Origin of the sequence: Streptomonospora nanhaiensis (assembly GCF_026642255.1) — a bacterium.
Taxonomy (GTDB): Bacteria; Actinomycetota; Actinomycetes; order Streptosporangiales; family Streptosporangiaceae; genus Nocardiopsis; species Nocardiopsis tropica.
Genome location: NZ_CP113264.1, coordinates 4,434,215 through 4,459,599 on the forward strand (window position 1 = coordinate 4,434,215; position 25,385 = coordinate 4,459,599).

At 72.9% G+C, this 25,385-nt stretch carries 23 protein-coding genes; 8 read left to right on the top strand and 15 right to left on the bottom strand.

Annotated features, from left to right (window positions below; all coding sequences use genetic code 11):
- Window positions 1-24 precede the first annotated feature (24 nt).
- The 7 genes from OUQ99_RS19295 to OUQ99_RS19325 form a co-directional block, all read right to left on the bottom strand.
- Window positions 25-468, bottom strand: a complete 444-nt coding sequence (locus OUQ99_RS19295; protein ID WP_267945179.1) for a pyridoxamine 5'-phosphate oxidase family protein — start codon at window positions 466-468, stop codon at window positions 25-27.
- Between the two features lie 450 nt (window positions 469-918).
- Window positions 919-1,560 (bottom strand): response regulator, encoded by a 642-nt coding sequence (locus OUQ99_RS19300; RefSeq protein WP_267945180.1) that lies wholly within the window; start codon window positions 1,558-1,560, stop codon window positions 919-921.
- Window positions 1,553-2,884 (bottom strand): sensor histidine kinase, encoded by a 1,332-nt coding sequence (locus tag OUQ99_RS19305; RefSeq protein ID WP_267945181.1) that lies wholly within the window; start codon window positions 2,882-2,884, stop codon window positions 1,553-1,555. The genes OUQ99_RS19300 and OUQ99_RS19305 overlap by 8 nt, the downstream gene beginning before the upstream one ends.
- A 2-nt stretch (window positions 2,885-2,886) precedes the next feature.
- Window positions 2,887-3,588, bottom strand: coding sequence for an ABC transporter permease (locus OUQ99_RS19310; RefSeq protein ID WP_267945182.1), 702 nt, complete (start codon window positions 3,586-3,588; stop codon window positions 2,887-2,889).
- A complete protein-coding gene (locus tag OUQ99_RS19315) occupies window positions 3,585-4,556 on the bottom strand; it encodes an ABC transporter ATP-binding protein (RefSeq protein WP_267945183.1) in 972 nt (323 codons plus the stop codon). The genes OUQ99_RS19310 and OUQ99_RS19315 overlap by 4 nt, the downstream gene beginning before the upstream one ends.
- A gap of 113 nt (window positions 4,557-4,669) precedes the next feature.
- On the bottom strand, window positions 4,670-6,385 hold the full coding sequence (locus OUQ99_RS19320) for an ABC transporter ATP-binding protein (protein ID WP_267945184.1): 1,716 nt from the start codon (window positions 6,383-6,385) through the stop codon (window positions 4,670-4,672).
- Entirely contained in the window at window positions 6,382-8,040 is a 1,659-nt protein-coding gene (locus OUQ99_RS19325; RefSeq protein WP_267945185.1) for an ATP-binding cassette domain-containing protein, read from the bottom strand. The genes OUQ99_RS19320 and OUQ99_RS19325 overlap by 4 nt, the downstream gene beginning before the upstream one ends.
- 368 nt (window positions 8,041-8,408) lie before the next feature.
- Between OUQ99_RS19325 and OUQ99_RS19330 the strand changes: the two genes are divergently transcribed.
- From OUQ99_RS19330 to OUQ99_RS19360, 7 genes are all read left to right on the top strand, one after another.
- Entirely contained in the window at window positions 8,409-8,870 is a 462-nt protein-coding gene (locus tag OUQ99_RS19330) for a hypothetical protein (RefSeq protein ID WP_267945186.1), read from the top strand.
- A 165-nt stretch (window positions 8,871-9,035) separates the two neighbouring features.
- On the top strand, window positions 9,036-9,221 hold the full coding sequence (locus tag OUQ99_RS19335) for a hypothetical protein (protein WP_267945187.1): 186 nt from the start codon (window positions 9,036-9,038) through the stop codon (window positions 9,219-9,221).
- Between the two features lie 179 nt (window positions 9,222-9,400).
- Entirely contained in the window at window positions 9,401-10,420 is a 1,020-nt protein-coding gene (locus OUQ99_RS19340) for a FecCD family ABC transporter permease (RefSeq protein WP_267945188.1), read from the top strand.
- Window positions 10,417-11,253, top strand: coding sequence for an ABC transporter ATP-binding protein (locus OUQ99_RS19345; protein ID WP_267945189.1), 837 nt, complete (start codon window positions 10,417-10,419; stop codon window positions 11,251-11,253). Before OUQ99_RS19340 ends, OUQ99_RS19345 begins: the two co-directional genes overlap by 4 nt.
- Window positions 11,250-12,287, top strand: coding sequence for an ABC transporter substrate-binding protein (locus tag OUQ99_RS19350; RefSeq protein ID WP_267945190.1), 1,038 nt, complete (start codon window positions 11,250-11,252; stop codon window positions 12,285-12,287). The genes OUQ99_RS19345 and OUQ99_RS19350 overlap by 4 nt, the downstream gene beginning before the upstream one ends.
- Window positions 12,288-12,560: 273 nt before the next feature.
- Entirely contained in the window at window positions 12,561-12,989 is a 429-nt protein-coding gene (locus OUQ99_RS19355; protein WP_267945191.1) for an ArsR/SmtB family transcription factor, read from the top strand.
- Window positions 12,986-14,887: a heavy metal translocating P-type ATPase gene (locus tag OUQ99_RS19360; RefSeq protein ID WP_267945192.1), complete on the top strand. Its 1,902-nt coding sequence runs from the start codon at window positions 12,986-12,988 to the stop codon at window positions 14,885-14,887. Before OUQ99_RS19355 ends, OUQ99_RS19360 begins: the two co-directional genes overlap by 4 nt.
- Window positions 14,888-15,106: 219 nt before the next feature.
- Here the strand turns inward: OUQ99_RS19360 and OUQ99_RS19365 are convergent, their stop codons facing one another.
- On the bottom strand, window positions 15,107-15,499 hold the full coding sequence (locus tag OUQ99_RS19365; RefSeq protein ID WP_267945193.1) for an ester cyclase: 393 nt from the start codon (window positions 15,497-15,499) through the stop codon (window positions 15,107-15,109).
- Window positions 15,500-15,619: 120 nt separating this feature from the next.
- On the bottom strand, window positions 15,620-16,312 hold the full coding sequence (locus OUQ99_RS19370; RefSeq protein ID WP_267945194.1) for an SDR family NAD(P)-dependent oxidoreductase: 693 nt from the start codon (window positions 16,310-16,312) through the stop codon (window positions 15,620-15,622).
- Between the two features lie 139 nt (window positions 16,313-16,451).
- Here OUQ99_RS19370 and OUQ99_RS19375 point away from each other — a divergent pair, with 139 nt between their 5' ends.
- Window positions 16,452-17,312, top strand: a complete 861-nt coding sequence (locus OUQ99_RS19375; protein WP_267945195.1) for a helix-turn-helix domain-containing protein — start codon at window positions 16,452-16,454, stop codon at window positions 17,310-17,312.
- A gap of 80 nt (window positions 17,313-17,392) precedes the next feature.
- On the opposite strand, the gene OUQ99_RS19380 is transcribed toward OUQ99_RS19375, so the two are convergent.
- From OUQ99_RS19380 to OUQ99_RS19405, 6 genes are all read right to left on the bottom strand, one after another.
- The gene (locus OUQ99_RS19380) at window positions 17,393-18,319 is read right to left on the bottom strand and encodes an aminoglycoside phosphotransferase family protein (protein WP_267945196.1); all 927 of its coding nucleotides are present in this window, start codon (window positions 18,317-18,319) and stop codon (window positions 17,393-17,395) included.
- 395 nt (window positions 18,320-18,714) lie between these two features.
- Entirely contained in the window at window positions 18,715-19,788 is a 1,074-nt protein-coding gene (locus OUQ99_RS19385) for a C40 family peptidase (RefSeq protein WP_267945197.1), read from the bottom strand.
- A 3-nt stretch (window positions 19,789-19,791) separates the two neighbouring features.
- Complete coding sequence (locus tag OUQ99_RS19390; RefSeq protein ID WP_267945198.1) at window positions 19,792-20,574, bottom strand: replication-relaxation family protein; 783 nt, start codon at window positions 20,572-20,574, stop codon at window positions 19,792-19,794.
- Window positions 20,574-22,859: a type IV secretory system conjugative DNA transfer family protein gene (locus OUQ99_RS19395; RefSeq protein WP_267945199.1), complete on the bottom strand. Its 2,286-nt coding sequence runs from the start codon at window positions 22,857-22,859 to the stop codon at window positions 20,574-20,576. Before OUQ99_RS19395 ends, OUQ99_RS19390 begins: the two co-directional genes overlap by 1 nt.
- Window positions 22,856-24,568 carry a VirB4 family type IV secretion system protein gene (locus OUQ99_RS19400; RefSeq protein WP_267945200.1) on the bottom strand — a complete coding sequence of 571 codons (1,713 nt, stop codon included), beginning with the start codon at window positions 24,566-24,568 and terminating at the stop codon, window positions 22,856-22,858. The genes OUQ99_RS19395 and OUQ99_RS19400 overlap by 4 nt, the downstream gene beginning before the upstream one ends.
- Entirely contained in the window at window positions 24,565-25,380 is an 816-nt protein-coding gene (locus tag OUQ99_RS19405; RefSeq protein WP_267945201.1) for a PrgI family protein, read from the bottom strand. The genes OUQ99_RS19400 and OUQ99_RS19405 overlap by 4 nt, the downstream gene beginning before the upstream one ends.
- Window positions 25,381-25,385: the final 5 nt, after the last annotated feature.

Sequence of the window (25,385 nt, forward strand, 5' to 3'; positions counted from 1 at the left end):
CGTCGAGTCGAGGTCGTGCCGGCGTCAGGTGAACACCGACGCGGCGAAAGAGGAGAAGTCCGCCGTCCGCCAGCGTTCGGGGCACATGCGGAAGGTGACGTCGTCGTCGAGTTGGCCGGAGGTCGCGGCCAGGTAGTCCCCGGCCTCCCGCGCGCCCAGGTAGCGGACCGCGATGGCGCGGCGCTCGTCCGGGTCGGCGGGGTCGGCGACGTCCACGACCGGCCCCTCCACACTGACGTAGCGGTAGGGGGGCTCCTCCTGTTGCGCGCACAGGCTGAACCTGCCCGCGGCGCCGATGAGGCGCGCCTTGAGGGAGTCGCGGCCGGTCTGCACGACCACGTCGCCGCCGGGGGCGTAGGAGTACCAGACCGGCACGACCAGCGGGGCGCCGCCCGCTCGGGGGTCGTCGACGCCGAGGACGCCCACGTGGACTCCGGCGAGGAACTCCTCGCGTGCGGCTCGGGTCATGGCAGGGAGCATGTGCGGCCTCTCGGATGCTGCGGGGCTTTCGGGGACGGGGAGGACACGGCGTCGCCGGTGATGTCCGCGTGCGCCCTGATCATTGCCGGAGACGCCCCGATGGCAAACAGAAAACGGAGCTTTACGCCTTGTGCACAGCGGAGATGGGTGCTTTTGCAGGCATCTGCGACCCGGGGTGGAAGTGCATTGAGGACGAACGCTTACGGACCCGGCCACCCGTCCGAATCGGCGCGGATCACGCCGCCGCGCAGGCGCGCGCACATCTGTTCACCGAACGGGCACGGCCCTCCCTCCCGCGACCCCCGAGGGTTCGCCGACCGGCAGCCCCGCACGCCCGGCGGAGGGCCCGGTCCGAGTATGCCGACGGGCCGGGGCACTGCCGACTGCTCGCCCGGACCCACGGCCCGGACCGCACAGGGGCCGCCGGGAAACCGGGGTCTACCCCTCGCCCAGGTCCAGCAGGCCGCGCCGGAAACCCGCCGCGACGGCGGCGGCCCGGTCGTTGACGCCGAGCTTGCCGTAGATGTGCAGGACGTGGGTCTTGACCGTGGCCTCGCTGATGAACAGACGGGCCGCCGCCTCCCTGTTGGTGGAGCCGTCGGCGATGAGCCGCAGGATCTCCAGTTCCCGGTCGCTCAGTGCCGCGGCGGGCTCGCGGACGCGGCCGACCAGCCGGGTCGCCACCAGCGGGGAGAGCACGGTCTCGCCGCGCGCGGCCAGGCGGACGGCGCGCATCAGCTCCTCGGGCAGGGCGTCCTTGAGGAGGTATCCGGTGGCCCCGGCCTCGATGGCGGGACCGACGTCGCTGTCGGTCGCGTAGGTGGTCAGGACCAGGACCCGGGCCGGGAGTCCCAGCCGGGCCAGCTCGCGGATGGCGTGCACACCGCCCGTCCCCGGCATGCGCAGGTCCATGAGGACCACGTCGGGCTCCAGGGACCGCGCGAGCTCGACGGCACGGGCGCCGTCGGCGGCCTCCCCCACGACCTCGAACCCCGGGTCGCGGGCGAACATGCCGCGGATGCCGTCCCGGACGACGGGGTGGTCGTCGGCGATCAGGACGCGGACGGGGGCCTCACGCACCGGGGTCCTCCCTGGGAACGGCCGGGACGGAGGCGGAGACCGCCGTCCCGGAACCGGGCTCGGACTCGATCTCCAGTGTCCCCGCCAGGCGGCCCACCCGCTGCCGCATCGACGTCAGGCCGAACCCGCTGTCCGGGCCCCGGCCGTCGGTCCCCGGGACCGGGGGCGGCTCGAAGCCCGCACCGTCGTCGCGCACGTCCAGGACGACCAGGTCCTCCATGTACGACAGGGTCACGCCGACCCGGGCGGCCCGGGCGTGCCTGGCCACGTTGGCCAGCGACTCCTGGAAGGTGCGGAGCAGGACGGCCTCGACCTCCCCGTGCAGGGGGCGGACCGGTCCGGTCGCGGTGAAGTCGGCGCGCACACCGTTCAGCCGGGACCACTCGGCCGTGAGGCCGGCCAGGGCCTCGGGCAACGGGGTGTCCTCCAGGGGCGCCGGTCCCAGGGCGTGCACGGACCTGCGCGCCTCCGCCAGGTTCTCGCGGGCCAGGCGGATCGCGTTGGCGACCCGGAGCCGCCACTCGGCACGGTCCCCCTCCGCCCCGCCGGCGGAGCTCCCTGCGGTCCCGCCGCCCTCCGGCGTGCTCCCGCCCCCTCCCCCGGCCTCGGCCCGCTCGGCCGCCTGGAGCTGCGCGATGATGCCGACGAACCCCTGGGCCAGGGTGTCGTGGATCTCCCTGGCCATGCGCTCGCGCTCGTCGTGCGCCCCGGCCTCGCGTGCCTGCACCAGCAGCTGGGCGTGGAGGCCCTCGTTCTCCCGGATGGTCTCCCGCAGCCGCTCCACCATGCGCCCGCGCTCGTCGCTGTGCTCCGTGGTGACCTCGCCGAGCAGGCTGAACGCCGCGACGACGACCACCATGGCGGCGATGAAGAACAGGTACAGGAGGACCGACGAGGGCGTGGGATCGGGCAGTCCGCCCATGTAGGCGGCGACCGTGACGGCGGCAGTGGCCGTCACCCCCGCGAACCTCCACCGGCCCCGCAGGAACTGCCAGGAGTACACGTAGCCGGTGAAGCCGAAGAAGCCCGCGAACCAGACACTGCGGGTGCTGAGCACGGCGATCATGACGACCAGCACGGTGACGGAGGCGGCCGTCATCCCCGGGCGGGAGGCCGGGTCGGGGTTCAGCGCGGTCATCGCCCACAGGAGGACCGCCGTGAGGGCCGCGAGGCCGAGCGTCTCCAGGAGCCGCGCCCGGGAGAGGTCGTGGGTGACCAGGGTCAGGAGGGTGGAGGCCGCCAGGAGGACGTAGGGCACGGAGGCCAGGTGGCGGCGCAGCCGCTCCTCCCGCAGCCCGAGGTCGCGCTCGGACACCGTCTCCATACTCACTCCCAGCGGAAGGACCTGGCCGCGGCGAGGCCCAGGACCACGGCGTACGCGGCCATGGTGACCAGGGGCAGCGGCGCGGGGACGCCACCGCTCCAGGCGTCGTCGAGGCTCTGCCGCAGGGCGCCCATCGGGGTGTACCCCCCGGCGAGCGCCAGGATATCGGGCATGTGCTCGACGGGCTGCATGAGTCCGCCCAGGTAGGCCAGAGGGAAGAACAGCAGCACGCCGAAGCCGTTGGCGGACCGTCCGTTGGGGGCGAGCGCGGCGATGAGCAGACCGACGGAGAACATCGCGGCCGTGCCGGCCAGGAAGGCCGCCAGGAACCCCGCGGCCCCGGGCGCGTGGGCCCCGAGGAGGCCGATGCCGGCGACGAGCAGCAGGGAGACCGCGAACACGGTGAGGGCCAGCTGGAGCAGGAGCTGGACGGCCAGCAGGTTGCCGGGGCGGACCGGGGTCACCGAGAGCCTGCGCAGGATGCCCCTCTCCCGGTAGGAGGCCAGGGTCGTGGGGAGCAGGTAGAGGCCGACCATGCCGATCGCCAGCGTCACCGCCATCGGCAGCAGGACGGTGTCGCCCTCCGTGATCCCGCTGCCGAAGGCCACGAGGATGAAGAGGGGGATGGCCAGGGCGAACACCGCTCCGGGTTCGCGGACGAGCAGCTTGGTCTCGACGGCGGTGAGCTTGGCAAGCGTCTTCACGACGGTTCTTCCGTTCTCGGGGCCGGGCCGCTCGGGCCCGGAGGTGGAGGCCAGCCCTGGAGGGAGCGGCCGGTCAGGGCGATGAAGGCGTCGTCCAGGGTGCGCTTGTCGATGCGCAGGTCGCGGACGAGCACGTGCTCCCGGGCCAGGGACGCGGTGACCTCGGTCGCGAAGTCCCCCCGCCCGGCCACGACGACCAGGTCGCCGGTGCGGGACACCGAGGCCACCCCGGGGAGGCTCCCCAGCAGGCCGCCCGGCTCGGGGGCCTGCCCGTCCATGAACCGGAAGCTCATCCGGTACTCGGCGTCGACGCCGTCGATCAGCCCCTCGGGGCTGTCGAGGGCCACGACCCCGCCCCGGTCGAAGACCGCGACCCTGTCGCACAGCTCCTCGACCTCGTCCATGAAGTGGCTGACCAGGACCACGGTCACGCCCTCGGCGCGCACCCGCTTGACCAGCTCCCACGTGGCCCGGCGGGCCTGGGGGTCGAGCCCGGTGGTGAGCTCGTCCAGGAACGCGATCCTGGGGTCCCCGACCAGGGCCAGGGCGATGAACAGGCGCTGCTTCTGCCCGCCGGACAGCTTCGCGAACCGGGCGTCGCGCTTGTCCGCGAGGCCCCACCGCTCCAGCAGCTCCCGCCAGTCGCGGGGCCTCGCGTAGAACGAGGCGTACAGGTCCAGCGCCTCCCACACCTTGATGTTCTCGGGCAGCTGCGTGTGCTGGAGCTGGACGCCGATGTGCTCCCGGAGCTCCGCCCCCTGCCCGACGGGGTCCAGCCCGAGCACCCGTACGGTCCCGGAGTCGGGGCGCCGCAGGCCCTCCACGCACTCGACGGCGGTGGTCTTGCCCGCCCCGTTGGGCCCGAGGATCCCGAAGACCTCCCCCTCCTCCACGGAGAAGGAGACCCGGTCCAGGACCACCTGCTTGCCGTACCTCTTGCTGAGCTCTGTGACCTCGACGATCGCCATGCCCACAAGCCTGTCCGCCCGGGGCCCGCAGCGGATCGCCCGTCCGGCCCCGATCCCCCGCGCATCCGGCCGACCCCCGGCATCCACCGAACGGTGGATGCCGGTCCTCCCGCTCACGTGCGATCGGGGTCCGGTCCGCGGGAGGGTGCGCTGCCCGGCCGGGCAGGAGCGGCCCCGGCGACTTCCACGACGTGTTCCAGACGCGCGAGGGTCTCGGCACGGTGGGAGGCGACAAGGACCGTACCGGGGAAGTCAGCGATGACGTCCGAGATCACCCGCTCGGTGGCGGGGTCGAGGCTGGCCGTCACCTCGTCGACGAGGAGGACCCGCGGCCGCCGTACGAGTGCACGGGCAAGGCACAGGCGTGCTCGCTGGCCCCCCGAGAGGCGTACACCGGCTTCACCGAGATCGTCGTCGAGACCGATCCAGTCGGCTGCGCCGACGCGTTCCATCATCGTGTTCAACTCACTGTCCGGCCGCGGAGCGCCGCCGCGCAGCAGGTTGTCCCGGACGGTGCCGTGGAAGAGCACGGAATCCTGGTCGACCAGGGCGACCGCCTCGCGTAGAGCGCGGTCGTCGACGTCCGCGACGGACACTCCCTCGCCTCGGGGCGTGACGAGTTCCACGATGCCGGACGAAGGATCCCAGAGACGGGCCGCGAGGGCGATCACCGTGCTCTTGCCCGAGCCGGAGGGCCCCTTCAGCCCCACGTGTGCCCCGGGGGCCACTTCCATGGACCAGGAGGTGAGAACGGGCGGCCGGTCCTCGTAGGCGAAGCACACGTCGCGGAAGCGCAGACCGAGCGCTCCGGGCGGCAGCTGCCGTGGGTTGTCGGACACCGCGACGACCGGTGGCCGGTTGATCCCGGATGACACGCGCTCGGCGCCGGCAACGAGGGGGTGCAGCCGCGTGAAGGTGGCGGTGGCGTCCGTGACCGCCGCGACGCCGACCAGGGCCAGGGCGATCAGGGCGGGCAGCTCGGCGGGGGACAGCCGCGTCTGCGCGGTGTCCGAGAGGACGCCGGCGGCGGCGCTGCCCACGACGATGACGCCGATGACCACTGCGGTGGTGACGAACTCGCGCAGCGAGGTGACCAGTTGCGCGAGCAGTTCGCGGCGGCGCGCGATGGCGGTGGCGCGTGCGGTGGCCGCACCCGTCTCGGCGACGACCTGCGGGGACAGGCCGTAGGCGAGCACCTCGCGCAGTGCGCCCAGGGCGTCGACGATCCGTGTGGACAGGTCGGATCGTTCCCGCTGCTCCTGTTCCCCCAGGCGTCTGGCCGTTCGCGCCCAGTACAGCGCGCTGCTCGCCAGGACGAGACTGCCCGTGAAGACGACGATCCCGGCCTCAGGCAACAGGATCGAGGCGGTGGTCAGGGAAGCGGTGAACAGCGTGAGGGAGGCGCCGATCTGGGCGATCGTGTGGGCGTAGAAGAACTCGAGCTTCTCGATGTCGTCCATCGCCACGGTGGCGGCGCGGCCCGAGTGCTCGCGGCGCCGGCCGGGGACGCTGCGCGCGTAGGCGTCGAACAACGCCATGCGCAGCCGGGCCAGAACGCGGTAGGCCAGAGCATGCGAGACGTCCATCTCACGCCATGTCAGGACGACGCGCAGCAGCACGAGCCCGATGATGACGGCCCACCACGCGGGTTCCGGCGCTGTCCGCTCCACGACGGCGTGGCCGACGACCCAGGCGGTGAGGATCGTGACGCCGGCCAGGGTCAGCGCGCTCGCGGTACCGACGGCATAGCTCCACAGCATTCCGCGCCATTCCGGTCGCAGCACGGGAAGCAGCCCGCGGAAGGTGTCGGCTGCGGAGAGGGTGATCATGACGGGTTCCTGTCCAGGTGCACCGGGTCGAGGCGCAGTATGCGAGAGACCCCGGTGAGGGATTCGGGACGGTGGCTGATCATCACGACGACGCGATCGCGGGCGACGCGGTGCAGCGTGTCGATGACACCGGCGGCCCGATCCGCGTCCAACGCGCTCGTGGGTTCGTCCACGAGGAGAACCGGCCGGCGCGCGAGCAGCGCACGGGCGAGGGCGAGGCGCTGGCGTTGACCGCCTGACAGGTTCGTGCCGGCTTCGGCGACCTCGGTGGAGAAACCGAGTGGAAGACTCCGGATCTCGTCCAGGATCCCGGCGGCGTCGCAGGCGGCGAACAGCTCCGCCTCCTCGGGGTCGCCGGTGACGGCGAGGTTGTCGCGGATGGTCCCGGCGAAGAGCACGGGCCGTTGGGAGACCACGGCGATATCGGAGGTGCGCAGAGGCCGCCCGTCGAGTTCGACGTGCCCCGCACGTGGAGCGAGGAAGCCGAGGAGGAGGTCGAAGAAGGTGGACTTTCCCGCTCCGGAGGCTCCGACGACGGCTGTGAGGGTCCCCCGCCGGGCGGTCAGGTCGAAGTCCTGGAGGACGTCCCGGTGGGCGTCGGGGTAGCGGAAGGTCAACCCCCTCACGCTCAGCAGCTCCGCCGTACCGTCGGCGGGGGCCCGCCCCCCGGGAGCGGGCGTCGCGGGATCCGGAGCGGTGCCGCGCGGTTCGGTGAACGCCCCGATGCGGTCCAGGGCGGGAACCGCGGTGAGGCCGAGGAATCCGGCGTGCCAGTGCCGTGAGAGGTCGCGGACGGGCCGGAAGGCCTCCGAGGCCAGGAGGAGGATCAGGTAGACCTCGACGGCCGGGGCCTGTCCTGTGACCGCGTGCGCGGTGGCGGCGATCGCGGCGGCGACCACCCCTGCCTGGACGGCGAGGTCGGTGACGGCCGTTTCGGCCAGGGAACCGCGCATGACGCGCTCGGTGGCGCGGCGCAGTGCCTCTGAACGGTCGTCCAACCGTTCCCGGGTTCCCGACACGTCGCCCAGGGTGCGCAGGGTGGCCATGCCGCGGAGTGATTCGAGCAGGTCGGCGCTGAGCGCGTCGTAACTGTCCCAGTGATCGAGCCCGCGCCGGGCCATCATCCGCTTCCAGGCCAGGGGTCCCAGCAGCGCGAACACGATGGCGGCGGCGACCAGCAGCCCGGCTCCCGGTGAGAGCAGGAACAGGCCGGACACGGCGATCGCGCAGGTGGGAAAGATGTGCACGACGGCGGGGATGTACTTGGAAACGTAGGCGTCGGTGCCGTCGACGCCGTCGCTGAGGCCCGAACGCATCGACCCGTCGCGGGCGACCGTGTCGTGCAGGCGCCGGGGTACGAGCGCCGCCGCCATGGCGCGGCCGCGCACCGCTTGTCGGACCCGGCCTCCCAGCAGCGTCGCGGCAGAGGTCTGTGCCAGGGAGAGCGCCAGTCTCAGCAGCGCGATACCGACGATGAGCGCGACCGCCACGAGCACGTCCCGGGGGCGTCCGTCCAGCACCGCCGACATCGACCAGGCGATCGCCCCGGCCTGGCCGAGATGGGTGAGGAAGACGAGCACCAGCAGCCCGACGCTCCAGGCCAGAGCCGCGGGAAAACGAGCTGCCTCCCGCCACAGCTGGGGGACGATCATCATGCGTCGGGCTCCTTGTCGAGGACGTGTCCGCCGGGAAGCATCGCCGGGGCGTGGACGATCCGGCGGTTGTGTGTGGCGACGAACCGGTTGAACGGCACGGAGGCCGCCCGACCGGGTGGGGGATCTCACTGACCACGTCGGGGGACGGCGGTCACCCGCAAGGGTTCTCGACGAGGGCGTTGCTGTGCGAGGCCGGCAGATGTGCCGGCTACGCGGACTCGTCGATCTCGGTGACGATCCGGTCGTTCACGACGAGACCCCTTTTACGGTCGGATCGCGCGCCGGTGCTCCGCACCGACGCGTGTCCGTGGGGGCGAACGCCACACACCGTACTTGAAAATGATTTTCACTTACAATAGCTTTGCCCCATGAACCCCCAGAAGCTCCTTGTGCCCGACTACCGTGCGGTACGCACGTACGCCGTCGGCGGCGGGGCCGCGAGTGAGCTCGGCGACGCGGTCCCGGCCGGACACGCCGGGGTTCTCAAGCTGCCTCCGCGCGGCCGGGGGAGCTCCGCGCCGACCTTCGCCGTCGACCGCGCCGAGCCCGGGACGGACGTACCTCACCGGACACCGCTCCCCCCGATGTCGCGTCCACCGGCCCCCGGGCGCCTGCCGCGGGACCCGGCCGGCGGCTCACCGGCACAGAGGCGGGCCGTAGCCGTCGATCCCGGCGGGACGGGGTTCCCGGTCACGCGGGGCGGCGACGGACAGCCGCACGTGACCGAGGGGGACGAACCCGACACCGTCGCCGTGCCCGGCCCGCTCGCCGAGGGCGGACGCCTCCACCGGCGCGGTGGCGACACCGACACATCAGGCGGTGAGGGATGAGGGCCCACCCCCTGGGGCGACGACGGCTCGGTGGGTTCGGTGACCCGGACACCCCTGAGGGCGTCGAGCACCTGCGCCGGATCTCCCCCTGGAACGCGCCATGGCCCCACTCCCGGCTGCGCTCCCCCTCGCGTTCTCGGCGTCGTGCCCGCTGAGGACGCCCGGGTGAACACCGTCGACACCGCGGCGGTCCGAGCGGTGCGGCGCGCAGGCGGCGACGCCACCGTGTGGCGCGTGCCGCGCACCGGTCACGGCAGCGACCACCTCGACAGCCCCCACCTTCCCGGGGCGACCGTCCTCAGCTTCGCCGCCCCGACCGGGTCACGCACGACCTGGTCACAGACCACCTGAAAGAGCAACCACCGCTGATGGCAAGAACAACCACGGGGGGACGCGCGCCGTCCCTCCTTCACCTCCTGCTGCGCAAGGCGCGGCCAGAGGGTGACGCGCCCGACGGCCCGCAGGGTCCTCCCGGAACCACGCAAGCAGCCGGCCGCCGACGACGCGGCGCCCTCGCCGTTCGCCTACTCGTGCCGACCCTCGTGCTCGTCCTGGTGGCGGTCCTGCTGTTGTCGACGACCGTCGGGACGATCGCCGTCTCCCCGACGGACGCCCTGCGTATCGTCATCGGCCACCTCGTGCCCGGCATGCCCTGGATGTCCGACGGATCACTGAGCACATTGCAGGACAACGCCATCTGGCAGTTCCGGCTCCCCCGCGCGCTCCTGGCCGCGACCGCCGGGGCCGCACTCGCCCTGGCCGGTGCTCTGATGCAGGCCGTGGTGCACAACTCCCTGGCCGAGCCCTACATTCTGGGCGTCTCCGCCGGCGCAGGCGTCGGCGCGGTGTCGTTCATCGTGCTGGGCGTCGGTGTCAGTTCCCTGGGGATGGGGACCGCGGCGTTCGTGGGAGCCCTGATGGCCACGGCGGCCGTCTACCTCCTCGCCCACAAGAACGGGCGCATCGCACCACAGCGCCTCATCCTCGCGGGGGTCGCCCTCGGCTCCCTGTTCAGCGCCGTGACCAGCTACCTGACCATCGCCACCGACGCCCAGAACGTCTTCAGCATCATGTTCTTCCTTCTGGGCTCGGTCTCCGCCGCCACGATGGGACACCTCGCCCTGCCGGTGGCGGCCCTGATCGCCGTGGGACTCTACGCGGTGTTCCGGGCGCGTGCCCTCAACGCCCTGCTCATCGGAGACGACGCGGCCGCGTCACTGGGCGTCAACGTCAACCGGATGCGCAGCGGGGTCCTCGTCGCCGCGGCCCTGCTGACCGGGTCCGTGGTCGCGGTCTGCGGCGGCATCGGCTTCGTCGGCCTGGTCATCCCCCATATCTCACGCATCCTCGTCGGCGCCGACCACCGGAAGATGCTCCCGGTCGCTCTCCTGGGAGGCGCGGCGTTCCTCGCGACCTGCGACCTGTTGGCCCGCACCCTCGCAGCCCCGTCGGAGATCCCGCTGGGCGTGCTCACCGCACTGGTCGGAGCGCCCTTCTTCCTGTGGCTGTTGCGACGGGACCGCGCGGGAAGCGTGGGGGTGGACCGATGAGAGTGGACATCGAGAACCTGGCCGCCCACCGCGGTGGACGGCCGGTCGTGAGCGATGTGAGCATCCAGGTGCCCTCGGGCTCCGTGCTGGGACTGCTCGGTCCCAACGGGAGCGGCAAGTCCACGCTGCTCCGGGTGGTCTCCGGCCTGGCCGCGCCCTCGTCCGGACGTGTGAGCCTGGACGGCACCGACATCACCGCCCTGAAACGCACGGACCTGGCCCGTCGCGTGGCGGTGATGGCCCAGGAGCACAGCGAGGAGTTCGAGATGCCCGTGCTCGACATGGTCCTGCTCGGGCGGATCCCGCACGGGCGCGGATACGGTCGCGACTCCGACCAGGACATCGCCACGGCACAACAGGCCCTGGAACGCGTGGGAGCCGCGCACCTGGCGGACCGCTCGTTCTCCGCCCTGTCCGGGGGCGAGCGGCAACGGGTCCTGTTCGCCCGCGCGCTCGCCCAGGACACCCCGGTCCTGGTCCTCGACGAACCGACGAACCACCTCGACATCGCCCACCAGATCGAACTCCTCGATCTGATCAGGTCCACCGACCGCACCGTCCTGGTCGCTCTGCACGACCTGAACCTCGCGGCGCGCTCATGCGACACCGTCGGCGTTCTCCACCAGGGACGCCTGCTCTCCCTCGGCGCTCCGGAGGAAGTCCTCCACACCGACCTGATCCGCTCGGTCTTCGGTGTGGACTCGACCTCGGTCGCCCACCCCCTTTCCGGACGGCGCCATTTCCTCTTCGACTCCCGCAGTCCGGAGAGTCCGGACGGCCGTCCCACGACCCACCAGTTCTCCCGAACCCAGGAAGAGACCGAAGCCCCATGACACATCCCTCAGCCGAGACCCCGTCGGTGTTCCGCGGCCGTCTCCCGAACCTCGCGGTCGCGTGCACCGCTCTCGTGACGCCCTTGCTGCTGACCGCCTGCGGCACGGGGGTCGTCAGCCCGGAGGAGACCGCAGATGCGGGGGAAGCAGTGGTGATCACCAACTGCGGACGCGAACTCTCCTTCGGGACCACGCCCACCAGCATCGTCGGGATGATGCCCTCCCAGACCGAACTGCTCATCCGGCTCGGCGTCCAGGACTCCCTGGTCGGCCAGGCACAGACCGCCGTCTCACCGTTGTCGGACGACATCGCCGAACACGCGGCCGACGTCCCTGAGATCAGCACCGACGCGCCGCCGGCACGTGAGGACCTGCTCGCCGTCGAACCCGATCTCGTCGTCTCCCCCACGGAGTACGAGTTCACCGCCGAACAGGGCTTCGCCGGAATCGACCAGCTGAACCAGAACGGCGCCGAGGCCTATGTCGCGACCGGGGGATGCGCGGAGCGCCGCAACACCGCAGAGGTCACCGACCTGTTGACGGACATCGCCAACCTCGGTGAGATCCTGCGTGTTCCCGACGCCGCGGAGGAACTCACCCAGGAGTCGGAGGAACGGCTGGCCGCCGTCGAATCCGCGATCAGCGGCTCGCCGCGCCCCACCGTCGCCCAGGTCTTCATCGAGGGCAACTCGCTGTCGGCGATCGGCGCCGGCGTCGAGGCGGACATCATCGCCACGGCCGGCGGGGACAACGTCTTCGATCCCGACTCCCCCGAGTTCGCCGACTTCTTCGCCGCCGAGATCAACCCCGAGGAGATCATCAGCCGTGCCCCCGACGCCATCGTGTTCGGAGTGAGCGGCCCCGGGAACGAGGAGCGGTCGCTCGACTACCTTCGCAGCACCTTCCCCGACCTTCCCGCCGTGGAGAACGACCTCCTCATCGCCGTTCCCTCCAGCGATCTGCACCCCGGTACCCTCGGCAACATCGAGGCGGTGGAGACGATCGCCCACCGCCTCTACCCCGACGCCTTCTGAACCAGGATCTCCTGCCGGGCCGCACCGCCGCGCAGCACCCCGGTGACGTCGTCCAGGCCGGAGATCCCCGCGAGAGGCGGCCCCGTTCACCGGGGCCGGGCCGTTCCACGGCGTCGGTGACGACCCGTGGGACGGCCCGGCCCCCGCCTTCGAGCCCACCCCGTCCGGGAGCGGGCCGAGGCGCCCCCGCGCCCGAGCGCGTCGGCGCCGCACCGTCCCCGCCGCCTCACACCCCGCTTTGCCCTCGGAGTACTCGAACCTTATTATATTCGCATGAGTGAAGGTAAGAAGGTTTGCAGCTTCGGACCGGACAGCCCCTACGTGGATCTCGCGGCGGAGGTGTTCAGACTCCTCGCCGACCCCACCAGGATCAGGATCATCCTGGCCCTGCGCGAGACCGAGCACTCGGTCGGCGAGCTCGCCGAAGCCGTCGGCAAGTCACCGACCACCGTCTCCCAGCACCTGGCCAAACTGCGCTGGGGCCGGATCGTGGCCACCCGCCAGGAGGGCACCCGGGTCTTCTACCGCCTCCAGGACGAGCACGCCCGAGAACTGGTCGCCCAGGCGGTCTTCCAGGCCGAGCACGCCCTGGACGAGACCCCCGCCCACCACCGTGCCGGAGTCGATGCGCGCCCGCACCGGGGCACGGCCGCCTCCTGCCCCGCCGCAGACACCGGCGACACCGCCCAGGAACAGGCATGACACCGCCCCGGGCTCCGGCCGTCGTCCAGGACCGGGTCCTGCCCCGGCCCCCTTCGGTCCTCGCCACCGGACTGAAGCTGCCCGAGGTGCGCTGGGCCCTGGCCGCGCTGGTCCTGTTCCTCCTGGGTTGGGGGCTCCAGCTGAGCGGCGCCCCGGCGCCGCTGTGGTGGAGCCTCTACCTGGCCTGCTACGCCACCGGCGGCTGGGAACCCGCCCTGGCCGGGCTGCGCGCCCTGCGCGAGAAGACCCTGGACGTCGACCTCCTGATGATCGTCGCCGCCATCGCCGCAGCCTCGATCGGGCAGGTCTTCGACGGGGCCCTGCTCATCGTCATCTTCGCGACCTCCGGCGCACTGGAGGTCGTCGTCACCCAGCGCACCGCGGACTCGGTCGACTCCCTGCTGAACCTGGCCCCCGAACAGGCCACCCTCCTGCACGGGGACGGCACCACGACCACGGTCGCCAGCCGCGAGCTGGAGCCCGGGGAGCGCATCCTGGTCCGCCCCGGGGAGCGCATCGGCGGTGACGGGACCGTGGTCGACGGAACCAGCGAGGTCGACCAGCAGGCCATCACCGGCGAGTCCGTGCCCGTGGTCCGCGGGGTGGGCGACGAGGTCCTCTCGGGCACCGTCAACGGCACCGGGACCCTCACCGTGCAGGTCACCCGGCCCGCCTCCGCCTCCGTGATCGCGCGCATCGCCACCCTGGTCGAGGAAGCCTCCGAGACCAAGGCCAGGACCCAGCTGTTCATCGAGAAGGTCGAACAGACCTACTCCTTCGGCGTGGTCGTCGCCACCCTCCTGGTACTGGCCGTGCCGATGCTGTTCTTCGGCCACGCCTTCGAGGACGCGCTGCTGCGCGCGATCGTGTTCATGATCGTCGCCTCCCCCTGCGCGGTGGTGCTCTCCACCATGCCGCCGCTGCTGGCCTCCATCGCCAACGCCGGCCGCCACGGCGTCCTGGTCAAGTCCGCGACCGTCATGGAGGGCATCGGCCGCACCACTGTGGTCGCCTTCGACAAGACCGGCACCCTCACCGAGGGTGCCCCCGAGGTCACGGACATCGGTCCCATGACCGGCCACGGCGCCGACACGGTCCTGGCCCTGGCCGCGGCGGTCGAGCACTACAGCGAACACCCCTTGGGCCGGGCGATCGTGCGCGCCGCCGCCGAACGCGGCCTGCCCCTGCAGGAGGTCACCGGCTTTCGGGCCCTGCCCGGACTCGGGGTCGTCGGCCGTGTGGACGGGAGCACCGTGACCGTCGAGCGGGGCGCCGCCGACTCCTCCACCACCGGCACCCTGGTACAGGTGCGACGCGACGGGTCGCTGATCGGAACGATCACGCTGACGGACCGGCTGCGTCCGGACGCCCCCGCGGCGGTCCGTGCCGCAGCCGGTCTCACCGGGGCTCCCGCGGTACTGCTGACCGGCGACAACCCGGCCGCCGCGGCCACGGTGGCCGAGCGCACCGGCATCGGCACGGTACACGCCTCTCTGCTGCCACCGGACAAGGTCGCCCTCGTCACCGGCCTGGAGGCCCGGGGCGAGAGGGTCCTGCTGGTCGGCGACGGCATCAACGACGCCCCCGCCCTGGCGGCCGCCTCCACGGGGGCGGCCATGGGCCGCCGGGGCTCGGACCTGGCCCTGGACACCGCCGACGTGATCATCGTGCGGGACGAGCTCGGCTCGGTGGCCAATCTGGTGCGGCTGTCCCGCAGGGCCCGCCGGTACGTGATCGCCAACCTCGCCGTCGCCGCCACCGTGATCACGGTCCTGGTCACGTGGGACCTGGTCGCCACACTGCCGCTGGCACTGGCGGTGGCAGGGCACGAGGGATCCACCGTGCTGGTCGCGCTCAACGGCGCACGCCTGCTGCGCCGATCCGCCTGGGAGGCGTGAGGGAGCGGGCCTCCCGGGGCCCGGCGATCAGGACGACCGGCTTCCGAGGCCGGGAGGACGGCCGGGGCGACCTGAGGCCCCCGCGCCGGAAGCCCACGGAGAGAACGCTCCCCGCCTGCCGGAACCGCTACGGCGCCGCCCGGGAGGCGTTCGTGCGGAGGCAGGCGGGGACCGGGGTGTCCGGAAGGTTCGATGAGGGCCCGGCCGCGGCCCCGGTGGTCAGCCGGCCAGTTGCCGTTCCAGGTCCGAGGCGTCGTGCAGGGCTGTCATCTGTGCGAAGCGTCCGTCCCGGATCTCGTAGACGGCGTATTCGACGATCTCGAACGAGGCTCCGGTGGGAGCCGCTCCGAGCCATTCCCTCACGGGGGTTCCCGTGTTGATCGCACGGACCGCCGCGCGGTCGCCGTCGACGAGGAACTCCTGGACCTCCCAGTGGAGGTCCGGCACTGCTTCGATGTCCGCCTTCTGGAGCGCGATGACGGTGTCCCGGGTGCCCGGAACACCGTTCAGCACGACTTCGTCGTGGATGAACTCGTCCATGCCGTCGAACTTGTGGGCGTTGAGCTCCCCGACGTAACGACGGTAGAACTCGTGGATGTCAAAGTCGGCCATGATGTCTTCCTCTCCGGACCCGGTCGGGAACCGCACCGGAATCCCGACGACTCGCGATGCCCTCCGCGGACCGGTCGTGACGGCGGTCGCTCCTGCTTCTCCTCCGGGGTCCGCACGGGCTCACCAGGGCAACTCCCCGAATTCGTCCTGGAAGGTCCCGGTCGGACCGTGGGCGTCGAGACCCGCCAGACGCACGACGGCCCTCGCGCTCTCCGCGGGCGGCCTTCCGATTCCGAAGGCGGCCGTCATGTCCGTGGCGGTGGTGCCGGGCTCCAGTGCGTTGAACCTGATGCCCGGCTCGGACTTGGCGTACTGGAGCGTCAGCATGGTGGCCGCCGTCTTGGACGCGGAGTAGAGGGCGAGAGCGGACGGCAGGTGGAACTCCGGCCGGTCGGGGTTGGTCACCGCCCAGAACGACCCGGCACTGCTCGACACGGTCACCACCGTGGGGTTGGAGGATCTGCGCAGCAGGGGCAGCGCCGCTTCCGTGACGCGCACGATGCCCACCACGTTGGTGTCGAAGACCCGCAGGGCCGTGGGACCGTCGGGGGCCCCGAGCACCTGGATTCCCGCGTTGTTCACCAGGACGTCGAGCCGGCCCTCGGCCGAGTCGATGGCGCCCAGCGCATCGGCCACCGACGCGTCGTCGGTCACGTCGAGCTGCACGAAGCGCGCGCCGGCCTCCGCCGCCGCCTTCTCGCCCCGTCCGACGTCACGCGCGCCGATGTAAACGGTGTGGCCCAACGCCACCAGCTGTTGGGCTGTCTCGAAACCGATGCCTTTGTTGGCGCCGGTGATCAATGTGACGGTCATGCCCGTCCCCTCGGAGTAGGTGTCGCGATCGGGTCGTGGGGAACGCTATGCACGGTCGCGCGTCGACGACAGGGCCCTCCGGAGCCTGGGGTGCGACAGGGCCCCCTCTGTCCGCCCCGGCACTCTTTAGGCTGGTCGTATGAGTGAGACATCGAACCCCCTGGGCGCTTTCCTGCGTGCTCGACGCGAACTGGTGTCACCCGAGCAGGCGGGTATCCCCGAGTTCGGCGTGCGGCGTGTTCCCGGGCTGCGGCGCGAGGAGGTCGCCATGCTCGCCGGGATCAGCGCGGACTACTACCTGCGGCTGGAGCGGGGCCGCGATCGCAACCCCTCGGCGCAGGTGCTCGAGTCGATCGCGCGGGTGCTGCGCCTCGACGACGCCCACTTCGCCCACCTGTCGACCCTGGTCGCCGAGACACCGCGCAGGCGCAGACGGCGGCCGCGCAAGGAGAGTGTGCCTCCTGGCACGCTCAAGCTCTTGGACTCCCTCGCCCAACCGGCCTTCGTCGAGGATCGGTATTTCGACATCCTGGCCTCGAACGCCCTGGCCAGGCAGCTCTCTCCGCGCCTGGTGGTGGGGGGCAACCAACTGCGGGACATGTTCCTGGATCCGGCGGAGCAGGCTCTGCACCCGGAGTGGGAGAACGTCACGGAATGCTACATCGCGAACTTGCGGCAGGCCGTGGGCAACGAGATCGACGACCCCCGGTTCATCGAACTCACCGGAGAGCTGGCCCTGGCCAGCGCCCGGTTCCGCCAGCTCTGGGCCCGGCACGAGGTGCGGGGACAGCGCGGGGAGAAGCTCCGGTTCGACCACCCGCAGGTCGGGGAGCTCAACCTCAACAGGGAGCGGCTGAGTATCGGCGGGGCCGAGACCCTGCAACTCGTGGTGTACCACCCGGACGCCGGGTCCTCGGACGCGGAGAAGCTGGCCCTCCTGGCCTCGGCGGCCCTGCCCACCGCGGACACGGCATCACAGGCCCGGCAACTCAGCGCGTGAAAGAGGCGTCCAGCACAGCCGTGCTCGGAGCTATCGATGGCAGGCGCGGGCCCGACCCTTTCAGGGGGCGAGCCCGCGGCTCACAGGAACGGCGCCTGCTGGAGGAGCCGCACCCGCTCGCGTTGGACGTCGAACTCCTCTGCCCGCTTGCCGCGCTGCCGCCACAGCACCGCCAGCCACCGCAGCGCGCAGGTGCGCTGCGCGGCCAGGAACCGCTCCCGGTGACCGCCGTCGACGCCTATGTCCACGGCCAGGGCGCGCAGGGTGTCGTCGTCGATGTGGCGCATGCTGATGTGCTCGACCAGTTCGGCGGCCTCGTAGGCCGTATCGCTGTACCCGGCGAACTCGAAGTCCACCACCGCGATCGTTCCGGTGGCCTCGTTCCACAGCCAGTTGAGCAGGTTGCTGTCGCCATGGGAGAACACCCGTGGCGCAGGGGCGGCCAAGGTGTGGGCGTCACCGGCGTCCTCCCACACCGCCGACATCGCCTCCAGGTCGCGGGTGAGCGGGCCCGGTTCGGCCTCGCGCAGGGCGGGCGCCCACACCCGGGTGATGCGGTGGATGTAGTGGCCGGCCGACTCCGACCGCGACAGCTCGGCGAACGGGCCGACCGGCACGTTCAGCATCTCGCGCAGCTTTTCGACCAGCGCAGGCCAGGGCCTGCCCAGGTGCGCATCGGCTTCCAGCAGGGCGCCGGGCAGCAGCGTCAAGGCTGCGGCAGGCAGCACATCATGGTCGTCGTGCCACAACAGCCGGGGCACCCGGTCCACACCGTGCCGTTCCAGATGGGACAGAGCCAGGGCTTCGCTGCCGGAGCGGTCGCGCTTGTCGGTGCGGTACAGCTTCAGGCACACCGGGCCGGCCGGGCTGTCCCATCGGTAAACGCGGTTGCTGCGGCCTCCCGACAACGGAGTGAGTCCCCACTCGGGCAGCGGGCCGTCCAGCAGTGCGGGCTCGTGCTCGTGGATCCGCCGCAGTTCCGCCAGCGCGTCGGTGGGGACCATCATGGGCAGGGGCTCCCTTCGGGCCGGACGTCGACACACGAACTCCTGCACCGGGGCGGGCCGAGCCGTGGCGCAGGGCGAGTTCGTACATGTGGGAGCGGGACACCACTGCGGCGATGCCCGCGAGCAGCAGCACGGCCGCGACGGTGATCCGTCGTGACCAGCGGGAGGACTCCATCCGATCAACCATTCCGGTGACCGAGGGACCTTCGCCGGGACGGAAACCACCCTGCGCTCCAGAGTGAGGGACACCCGTCGCCCAGTGGCTCTCCACAGCCGCGACCGTCTCCCAACGCAACCTTACGACCTGGGCGAGCACTCATCGGCGCAGATCGCGACCGCCCTGAACCACCTCGGCACGGCAGAGGTCACCGGCTCCCCGGTTCCCTCTCCCTCCCCTACCCCGGGCGGGTCGCGGACATGAAGCGGGCGGAGTAGTACGGCCCCTCGACGGGCTCGACGCGGATGTCCGTCCCCGACCGGGCGGCGTTGACCATCGTGCCGTCGCCGGCGTAGATGGTCACGTGGGAGGGGGCGGGGCCGCTGCCGGTGTCGTAGAAGAGCAGGTCGCCGGGGACGAGGGAGTCGAGGGCGACCGTCTCCCCGGCATCGACCTGGTCGGTGGTCACGCGCGGGATCCGCACCCCCGCGGCCTGCCAGGCCTTCATGACCAGGCCCGAGCAGTCGAACCCCTCGGGGCCCGTCCCGCCCCACACGTAGGGCTTGCCGACCTGTTCGAGGGCCCATTCGGCGGCGGTCCGGCCCTTCTCGCCGCCGGATCCGCTCACGGCGTGCCCTCCGTCCGCTGCGGTGTCGAACTCCTCGTACTCGGCGATGTTGGCCAGGACGTTCTCAACGTAGGTGTCCCAGGGGTTGTAGCGCGAGAGCGCGTCGGCGAGCTGTTCCTCGTGGGTGAAGTCCACCGTCGCCAGGGGGTGGCCGGTGCACAGTTCCGCGGCGGTGGAGGCGGTGGCGTCGTAGACGTTGTGCGGGTCGGCCTCGCCGTCCCCGTCGCCGTCCACTCCGTGCCCGGCCCACCACGCCGGTAGTAACTGGGTTACCCCCACCGCGGCGTCGTACTCCGTGTCACCGTCCCAACGTCCCTTGTCACTGTCCGTGTGGGCGGTGCGGTTGCCGCCCGCTCCGGTGCCGTCCAGCCTCGGTCCGACGACGGGCGGGTCGGTGTCCCCGTCGGGCGCGATGGTGTGGCCGGCGGCGTGGTCGGACTCCTCACGGCCGATGCCCGCCAGGACCGCCCAGCTCATCCCCGTGCAGCCCGGGTGCCGCTGCTCCAGGCCGCGGGCGGCGCGCCGGTAGGCGTCGAGGAGGACCGCGGGTATTCCGGGCACCTCCCCCGCCTGCGCCCGCGCGTCCTCGACGCGTTCGCGCTCGCCGCTCCCCGTCCCGACCGCGCCGAGCACCGTGACCAGCACCATGACGAGGGCGGCGGTCCCGACGACCGGTTTGAGCACCGGTCAGGCGAGTTCGACGAGCGGGCGGACACCGCAGTCGGGGTCGCCCGCCCTGCGCCAGACGGGGCGGGTGGGGCCGGGGTAGGCGAGCCGGGCGTGCGTGGTCACGTGGACCGGTACCCGGGGGCCGCCGTCCAGGACGCGGCACAGGCTGGTCAGGCGCCTGGGGCCGGGGACGACGAACAGGACCGGGGTGGCCAGCCGTGTCTCCACGGCGAGGTCGCGGTAGCGGCTGATCTTCTCGGTGAGGCGGACCAGCGGCTCGGTGCCGGTGTCGTACTCGACGAAGGCGTCCAGGGTGGTTCCGTCCTGGCGCCAGCGCAGGTAGCCGTCGGGGCAGACGCGGTGCCCCCAGGCGGTGCGGCAGCGGGCCTCGGACCACCAGCGCTGGAGCGTGGCGCCGGGTGTGGCGCGGGCGGTGGTGGCGAAGCGCACGTAGGTCTGGGCCAGGCCGGTGGCGTGGCCGAGCCGGGTGGAGGCGCGCAGGCGCAGGTGGGTGTCGGGCCGGTAGCCGATCTGCTTCGGGGTGAGGCCGAGCCGGGTGGCGACGACCCTGGCGCCCTCGGGTCCGAGCGTCCAGTGGTGGGGCGCGTTCCAGCCGTGGTGGCGGGGTGTGAAGCGGTCGGCGAGGTCGTTCTCGGCGAATCCGAGCAGGCGGCGCTGTGCCGCGCGCGAGGCGGTGCCGGAGAAGAACAGTTCGCCGATCTGCGGGGTGGTCAGGACGCGGTGGAGGTGCAGGGTGTCCAGGATGCGCAGGTCGCGCTCGGTGAGTCGGATGGTGGCCATCAGCGGTGGTGCTCCTGTCGGCGCGGGTCGGTACGTCGGGTGCGTTCGGGCTGCGGGGCGAAGCGGCGGGCGGCCTTGCGGACCTGGCGTGCGCGGCCGTTGACGGGTTCGGGCAGGGGCTCGGTGCGCATGGTGGACGCGGGCAGTTCGGCGGCGCCGTGCAGAGTGCGCACGGCGGCCTGGTGGGGTCCCAGGTGGGAGAGGTCGTGGGCGTTCAGGTGCGGGAGCGTGTGCTGGGCGAGCGTGGCGGCGTCGTCCGGTGAGGTGGTGAAGAAGACCTTGGTGCGGCAGTTCGCGGCCACGGCGGCGCGGGTGGCGGGCGGGAGCTGGCCGAGTTCCTGGTGGGCGATGACCATGGCGGTGCGGTAGCCGCGGGCCTCGGCGAGCATGTCGGCGACCGAGCCGGGCAGGCGCAGGAAGTTCGCGGCCTCGTCCAGGTAGAGGCAGGTGTCCGGGCGCCGGTGCTCGGGCGTGGTGGCGCGGGCGGTGACGGCGTTCCAGGCGGCGGCCAGGACCAGGGTGCCGACGAGCGACGCGGTGTCCTCGCCCAGGCGGCCCTTGGGCAGGCGCATGAGGATCAGGCCGCCGTGGTCGAGCAGGTGGGGCAGGTCGACGGTGGAGGCCCCGGAGGCCAGGACGGACGCGGCCCAGGGTCGGAGCAGGATCGCGCGGAGCTTGTTCAGGAGCGGGTCGGTGGCGGCGGCGCGCATCTGCGGCGACTGGAGCGTGTACCAGTGCCAGAAGTCGTCGAGCGCGGTATCGGGGCGCTGTCCGGTGAGGACTCCCGCCCGGAAGGCGTCGTCGGCCAGGAGGCGCGGGATGTGCCCGATGGTCAGGCCGGGGTCCTGGGCCCGGGCGAGGGTCAGGGAGGTGGCCCTGAGGATGTCCTCGGTCCGCGGCCCCCAGGAGGAGGCGTGGATCCTGCGGAAGATGCCGGTGAGGGTGTCGGCGGCGTGCTCGGGGGTGCCGAGGCGCAGGACGTTGAGCCGGGGCGGCGGCGTCGGGTCGGCCGGGTCGAACAGCACGGTGGCGTCGACGGAGCGTCTGGGCAGGCGGTCGAGGACGTCCAGGACGAGGTCGCCGCGCGGGTCGAGGAGCAGGGCGCTGCGTCCGGCCTCGGCGTCCTGGAGGACCATGCGCGCCAGGAGCGTGGACTTGCCGGAGCCGGTCTTGCCGATGACGTGGGTGTGCTGGCGGGCCTCCGCGATCCCCGTGGCGACGGGGCGGCGGGGACCGGCGTCGGCCTCGCCCAGGACGCGGCCGGCGCGGGGCACCCGCGGGTCGGGGGCGACGCGGCGGGCGCCCGCACGGGTGAGTCCGGGGACGGCTGCGTCGGTGGGCAGGTGGGCGATGGCGGCGAGTTCGGCGGTGCTGAGCAGGGAGCCGCGGGCCAGGTGGCGGCGGCCCGTCCACAGGCCGGGGAAGGGGGTCCACTGGCGGCGGAACCCGTTGAGGCCGGAGGTGTAGGCGGACAGGAAGGCGGTGATGCCCTTGGCCCGGGCGCGCAGGCGTCCGGCCGCCGGGCGGCCGGGGTGCTCGGTGCTGGTCAGGACGATGACCTGGCAGGCCAGTCGGGGTGAGGCGGCCTTGGTGAGGATGGCGCGCACGTCGTCGGCGGTCCCGGGGTACAGGGTGGTGCGGCCGCCGCCGCGAAAGGGCGTGCCGGTCGCCAGGAGCGGGGTGCCGAGGCCGCGCAGGCGTGCGGCGGCGGTGCGGGCGCCGGCCGCCCGGCGCGGTCCGGCGGGGCGGGCGCAGACGCGGACCACGGCGTGCTGGCCCGGGGTCAGGTCGGAGAGTTCGCCGAACAGGTTGCGCAGGGGGTCGTCGGCGAAGCCGGTGCGGAGCGGGTACTGGTCCCCGCGGGCCAGCCGCTGCCAGCTCCCGGTGACGTGCTCGCCCCGCGGGACGGCGGCGGTGGCGCGGCGCAGGCGGGTGGTGGCGCCGGGCCAGTCGGCGGCCACGGCGCGGGCGAGGGCGTGGGCGTCGACGGTGCCCGGGACCCAGATCTGGATGCGCACCCCGTCGGCGGAGGCGACGTACTCCCAGGCCAGGTGGGGTGGGACGAGTCGGTGGGTCCAGCGCGGGCGCAGGAGTCCGAGGGTGTGGGTCCAGAAGGCGAGGGCGTGGTCGACGGTGGTCCGGGGCGGCGCGTGGATCTCCAGGGTGTGGGCCCCTCGGGAGAGGTAGGCGGTGCGCGCGAGGCGCAGGGCGATGACGGAGGCGGCCCACAGCAGCAGGGCGGATCCGGCGGTGGCGGCAGCGGTGGCCGGGAACAGGGCGCTCATCGGTCTTCGCCTTCCAGGTGCGCGAGTTCGGCGGGGTCGGTGGTGATCAGCCGGTGTTCGACGGGTGAGGCGAGGGCGCGGAACACGGCGCGGTGGCGGCCGGCGGCCAGGAGGGCGCTGCCGCGTTCGGCGGTGGCGACGATCCGGCGCTCTCCCCGGGAGAGGTGGAAGGACTCGCACACGGCGTCGAGGTTCTGCGGGGCCTGGCGGAGCAGGATCTGGGTGGCGGCGTTGGCGGCGACGGCGCGGCCGAGGTCGGTGGCGAGCAGGTCGGCGACGTCCTGGGTGACGAGCGTGAGCCCGGTCCAGTGGCGGCGGGCGTTCTTGGCGAGGTCGAACAGGTAGCGGGCCCCGACCGGGTCGCGGAGCAGGGTCCAGCCCTCGTCGATGGTGATGAGCCGGGGTCTGCGGTCGGCGGGGTCGCGGGCCCGGCGCCACAGGGCGTCCAGGATCAGGAGCAGTCCGACGGTCTTGAGCTCCTCGGGCAGGTGGCGCAGCGAGACGACGGTGAGGTGGCCCGTGAGGCGGGCGGTGGTGGGTCCGTCGAACAGGTCCCGGCGGGAGCCGTGGGTGAAGGGGCCGAGCCTGGCGGCCAGGGTGCGTGCGGCGCCGGCCTGCTCGGCCGGGCCGGTCCAGTCGCGCAGGGCCGTGCCCAGATCCGCCATGACCGGTGGTGTGCGTTGCCAGGTGGCGGGGTCGGGGGTGATGCCGCGTCCGGCGTAGGCGTCCAGGACGGCACGGTCGAGGACGGCGCCCTCGTCCGCGGTGAGGGCGCCGACCATGGCGGTCACCAGGGTGTGCAGGAACAGGGCCCGGGTGGTGGGGGCCCGGTCCTCGGCGGCGGGCAGGTCGAAGGGGTTGAGGCGGCCCCCGGGCAGCCCGAGCCGGACGCGGTCGCCGCCGACGGCCTCGGCCAGGCGCCCGTACTCGTCGGCGGGGTCGATCACGCTCGCCTGCACACCGGTGTAGAGGGAGCGCAGGAGTTCGAGTTTGGCGAGGTAGGACTTTCCGGCGCCGCTGCGGGCGAGGATGACGGCGTTGCCGTTGTCCAGGCCGCCGTGGAAGCGGTCCCAGACCACCAGCCCGCCGGAGTGGGCGTTCTCCCCGTGGACGACGGCGGTGCGCCCGGCGCCGGTGGGGAGTTCGGCCCCGGCGAAGGGCATCAGCGCCGCGACGGCCTCGGTGTCCACGGTGCGCCCGGTGCGCAGGGTGTCGGTGCCCAGCGGCAGGGTGGAGCGCCATCCCTCCCAGGCGCGGTAGGTGGCGGGCGACAGGTCGACCAGGATCGATCCGGCCAGCGCCGCCAGGCGGCGCACGTCGGCGTCCAGCTCTTCCGGTGTGGGCGCGTGCACGGTGGCGTAGACGGCGAGCCGGAACAGGCGCGTCTCCCCCAGCGCCACGCGTTCGGCCAGGTCCGCGGCGTCCTCGGCCGCGGCGGTGCGCTGGGGGTCCTCCAGGCGTCCGTGGGCGGTGTCGGTGCGCCACGCCGATTCCAGGCGTGCGCGGCGCCGGCGCAGGCGTCGGGCGGCGAGCGGTCCGGGCACCGGGGTGAGGTGGCAGGCCACGTCCACCCTGCCGGGGAAGGACAGGAGCGGGTCGGCCCATCCGGCGCGCACCTGGTGCGGGTAGCCGGTGACGACCATCGTCCGGGCGAACCAGCCGTCCGAGTCCAGGCGGCGCGGGCGCAGGCGGATCTCGGGTGCGGTCACCGGTGGGCCCCCTCGGTGCCGGCGGTGGGGAGGGACTCCCGGATGAGCCGTTCGGCGGTGGGTCCGTCGCAGGTCAGGGCGCGGACGTCGAGCGCCGCCAGGTGGGAGGCGGTGTCCTCGGCGCGGCGCAGGAGCGCCTCCCCCGCCGTCTCCGGGGCGCCGTCGGAGGTGAGGACGAGCAGGACGCTGTGGCGGGTGGGTTCGTGGCGGGCCTGCAGGTCGTCGAGGAACGCGGCGTGGGCCAGGGCCGCGCGGCGCAGCCCCGCGGGGAGCCTCGGGACGTCGCGGCGCAGCCGCCGGGCGTGCGGGGCCAGGTCCGTGGGGCGCCGCCGGACGAGGATCTGGACGGGTTCGGCCAGGGAGTCGAGCAGGGCGGCGAACGTGGCCAGGGCCCGGTCCTGCTCCTCCCCGGAGAGGAGGTGGAGCGGGACGCTGGTGCAGGCGAGGACGACGGCGGACCTGCCGCCCAGGTCCACCACCCCGTCGGCGCCGACCGCGGGCAGGGCCTCGTCCGCCCGCCGCGTGCGGGGGGCGGTCCTCCAGCGCAGGGCCGACCAGGCGAGGCGGTCGAGGCCGACGCCGTCCCTGCGTCCGCACGCCAGGGCCCAGGCGGGGCCGAGCAGTACGGCCGCCGCGATCCCCGGCAGCCACGCCGGCAGGTGTCCGGATCCGGCGGAGAACACGGCCCAGGAGGCCAGTGCCGCGGGGGCCATGAGCAGCAGTTGGCGCGCGGTGAGGTTCCACAGCACGGGTTCGGGGCGGTCGATGTCGGCGGGCACGCGTGCCCGCCAGGTGGAGGCGTCCTGGTCCATGAGGC

Coding starts and splice junctions, on each gene's coding strand:
- OUQ99_RS19350 (WP_267945190.1), top strand. CDS start 11,250: ATGACACATCCCTCAGCCGAGACCCCGTCGGTGTTCCGCGGCCGTCTC.
- OUQ99_RS19405 (WP_267945201.1), bottom strand. CDS start 25,380: ATGGACCAGGACGCCTCCACCTGGCGGGCACGCGTGCCCGCCGACATC.
- OUQ99_RS19325 (WP_267945185.1), bottom strand. CDS start 8,040: ATGATGATCGTCCCCCAGCTGTGGCGGGAGGCAGCTCGTTTTCCCGCG.
- OUQ99_RS19395 (WP_267945199.1), bottom strand. CDS start 22,859: ATGAGCGCCCTGTTCCCGGCCACCGCTGCCGCCACCGCCGGATCCGCC.
- OUQ99_RS19315 (WP_267945183.1), bottom strand. CDS start 4,556: ATGGCGATCGTCGAGGTCACAGAGCTCAGCAAGAGGTACGGCAAGCAG.
- OUQ99_RS19355 (WP_267945191.1), top strand. CDS start 12,561: ATGAGTGAAGGTAAGAAGGTTTGCAGCTTCGGACCGGACAGCCCCTAC.
- OUQ99_RS19370 (WP_267945194.1), bottom strand. CDS start 16,312: ATGACCGTCACATTGATCACCGGCGCCAACAAAGGCATCGGTTTCGAG.
- OUQ99_RS19345 (WP_267945189.1), top strand. CDS start 10,417: ATGAGAGTGGACATCGAGAACCTGGCCGCCCACCGCGGTGGACGGCCG.
- OUQ99_RS19305 (WP_267945181.1), bottom strand. CDS start 2,884: ATGGAGACGGTGTCCGAGCGCGACCTCGGGCTGCGGGAGGAGCGGCTG.
- OUQ99_RS19360 (WP_267945192.1), top strand. CDS start 12,986: ATGACACCGCCCCGGGCTCCGGCCGTCGTCCAGGACCGGGTCCTGCCC.
- OUQ99_RS19330 (WP_267945186.1), top strand. CDS start 8,409: ATGAACCCCCAGAAGCTCCTTGTGCCCGACTACCGTGCGGTACGCACG.
- OUQ99_RS19380 (WP_267945196.1), bottom strand. CDS start 18,319: ATGATGGTCCCCACCGACGCGCTGGCGGAACTGCGGCGGATCCACGAG.
- OUQ99_RS19295 (WP_267945179.1), bottom strand. CDS start 468: ATGACCCGAGCCGCACGCGAGGAGTTCCTCGCCGGAGTCCACGTGGGC.
- OUQ99_RS19390 (WP_267945198.1), bottom strand. CDS start 20,574: ATGGCCACCATCCGACTCACCGAGCGCGACCTGCGCATCCTGGACACC.
- OUQ99_RS19320 (WP_267945184.1), bottom strand. CDS start 6,385: ATGATCACCCTCTCCGCAGCCGACACCTTCCGCGGGCTGCTTCCCGTG.
- OUQ99_RS19375 (WP_267945195.1), top strand. CDS start 16,452: ATGAGTGAGACATCGAACCCCCTGGGCGCTTTCCTGCGTGCTCGACGC.
- OUQ99_RS19365 (WP_267945193.1), bottom strand. CDS start 15,499: ATGGCCGACTTTGACATCCACGAGTTCTACCGTCGTTACGTCGGGGAG.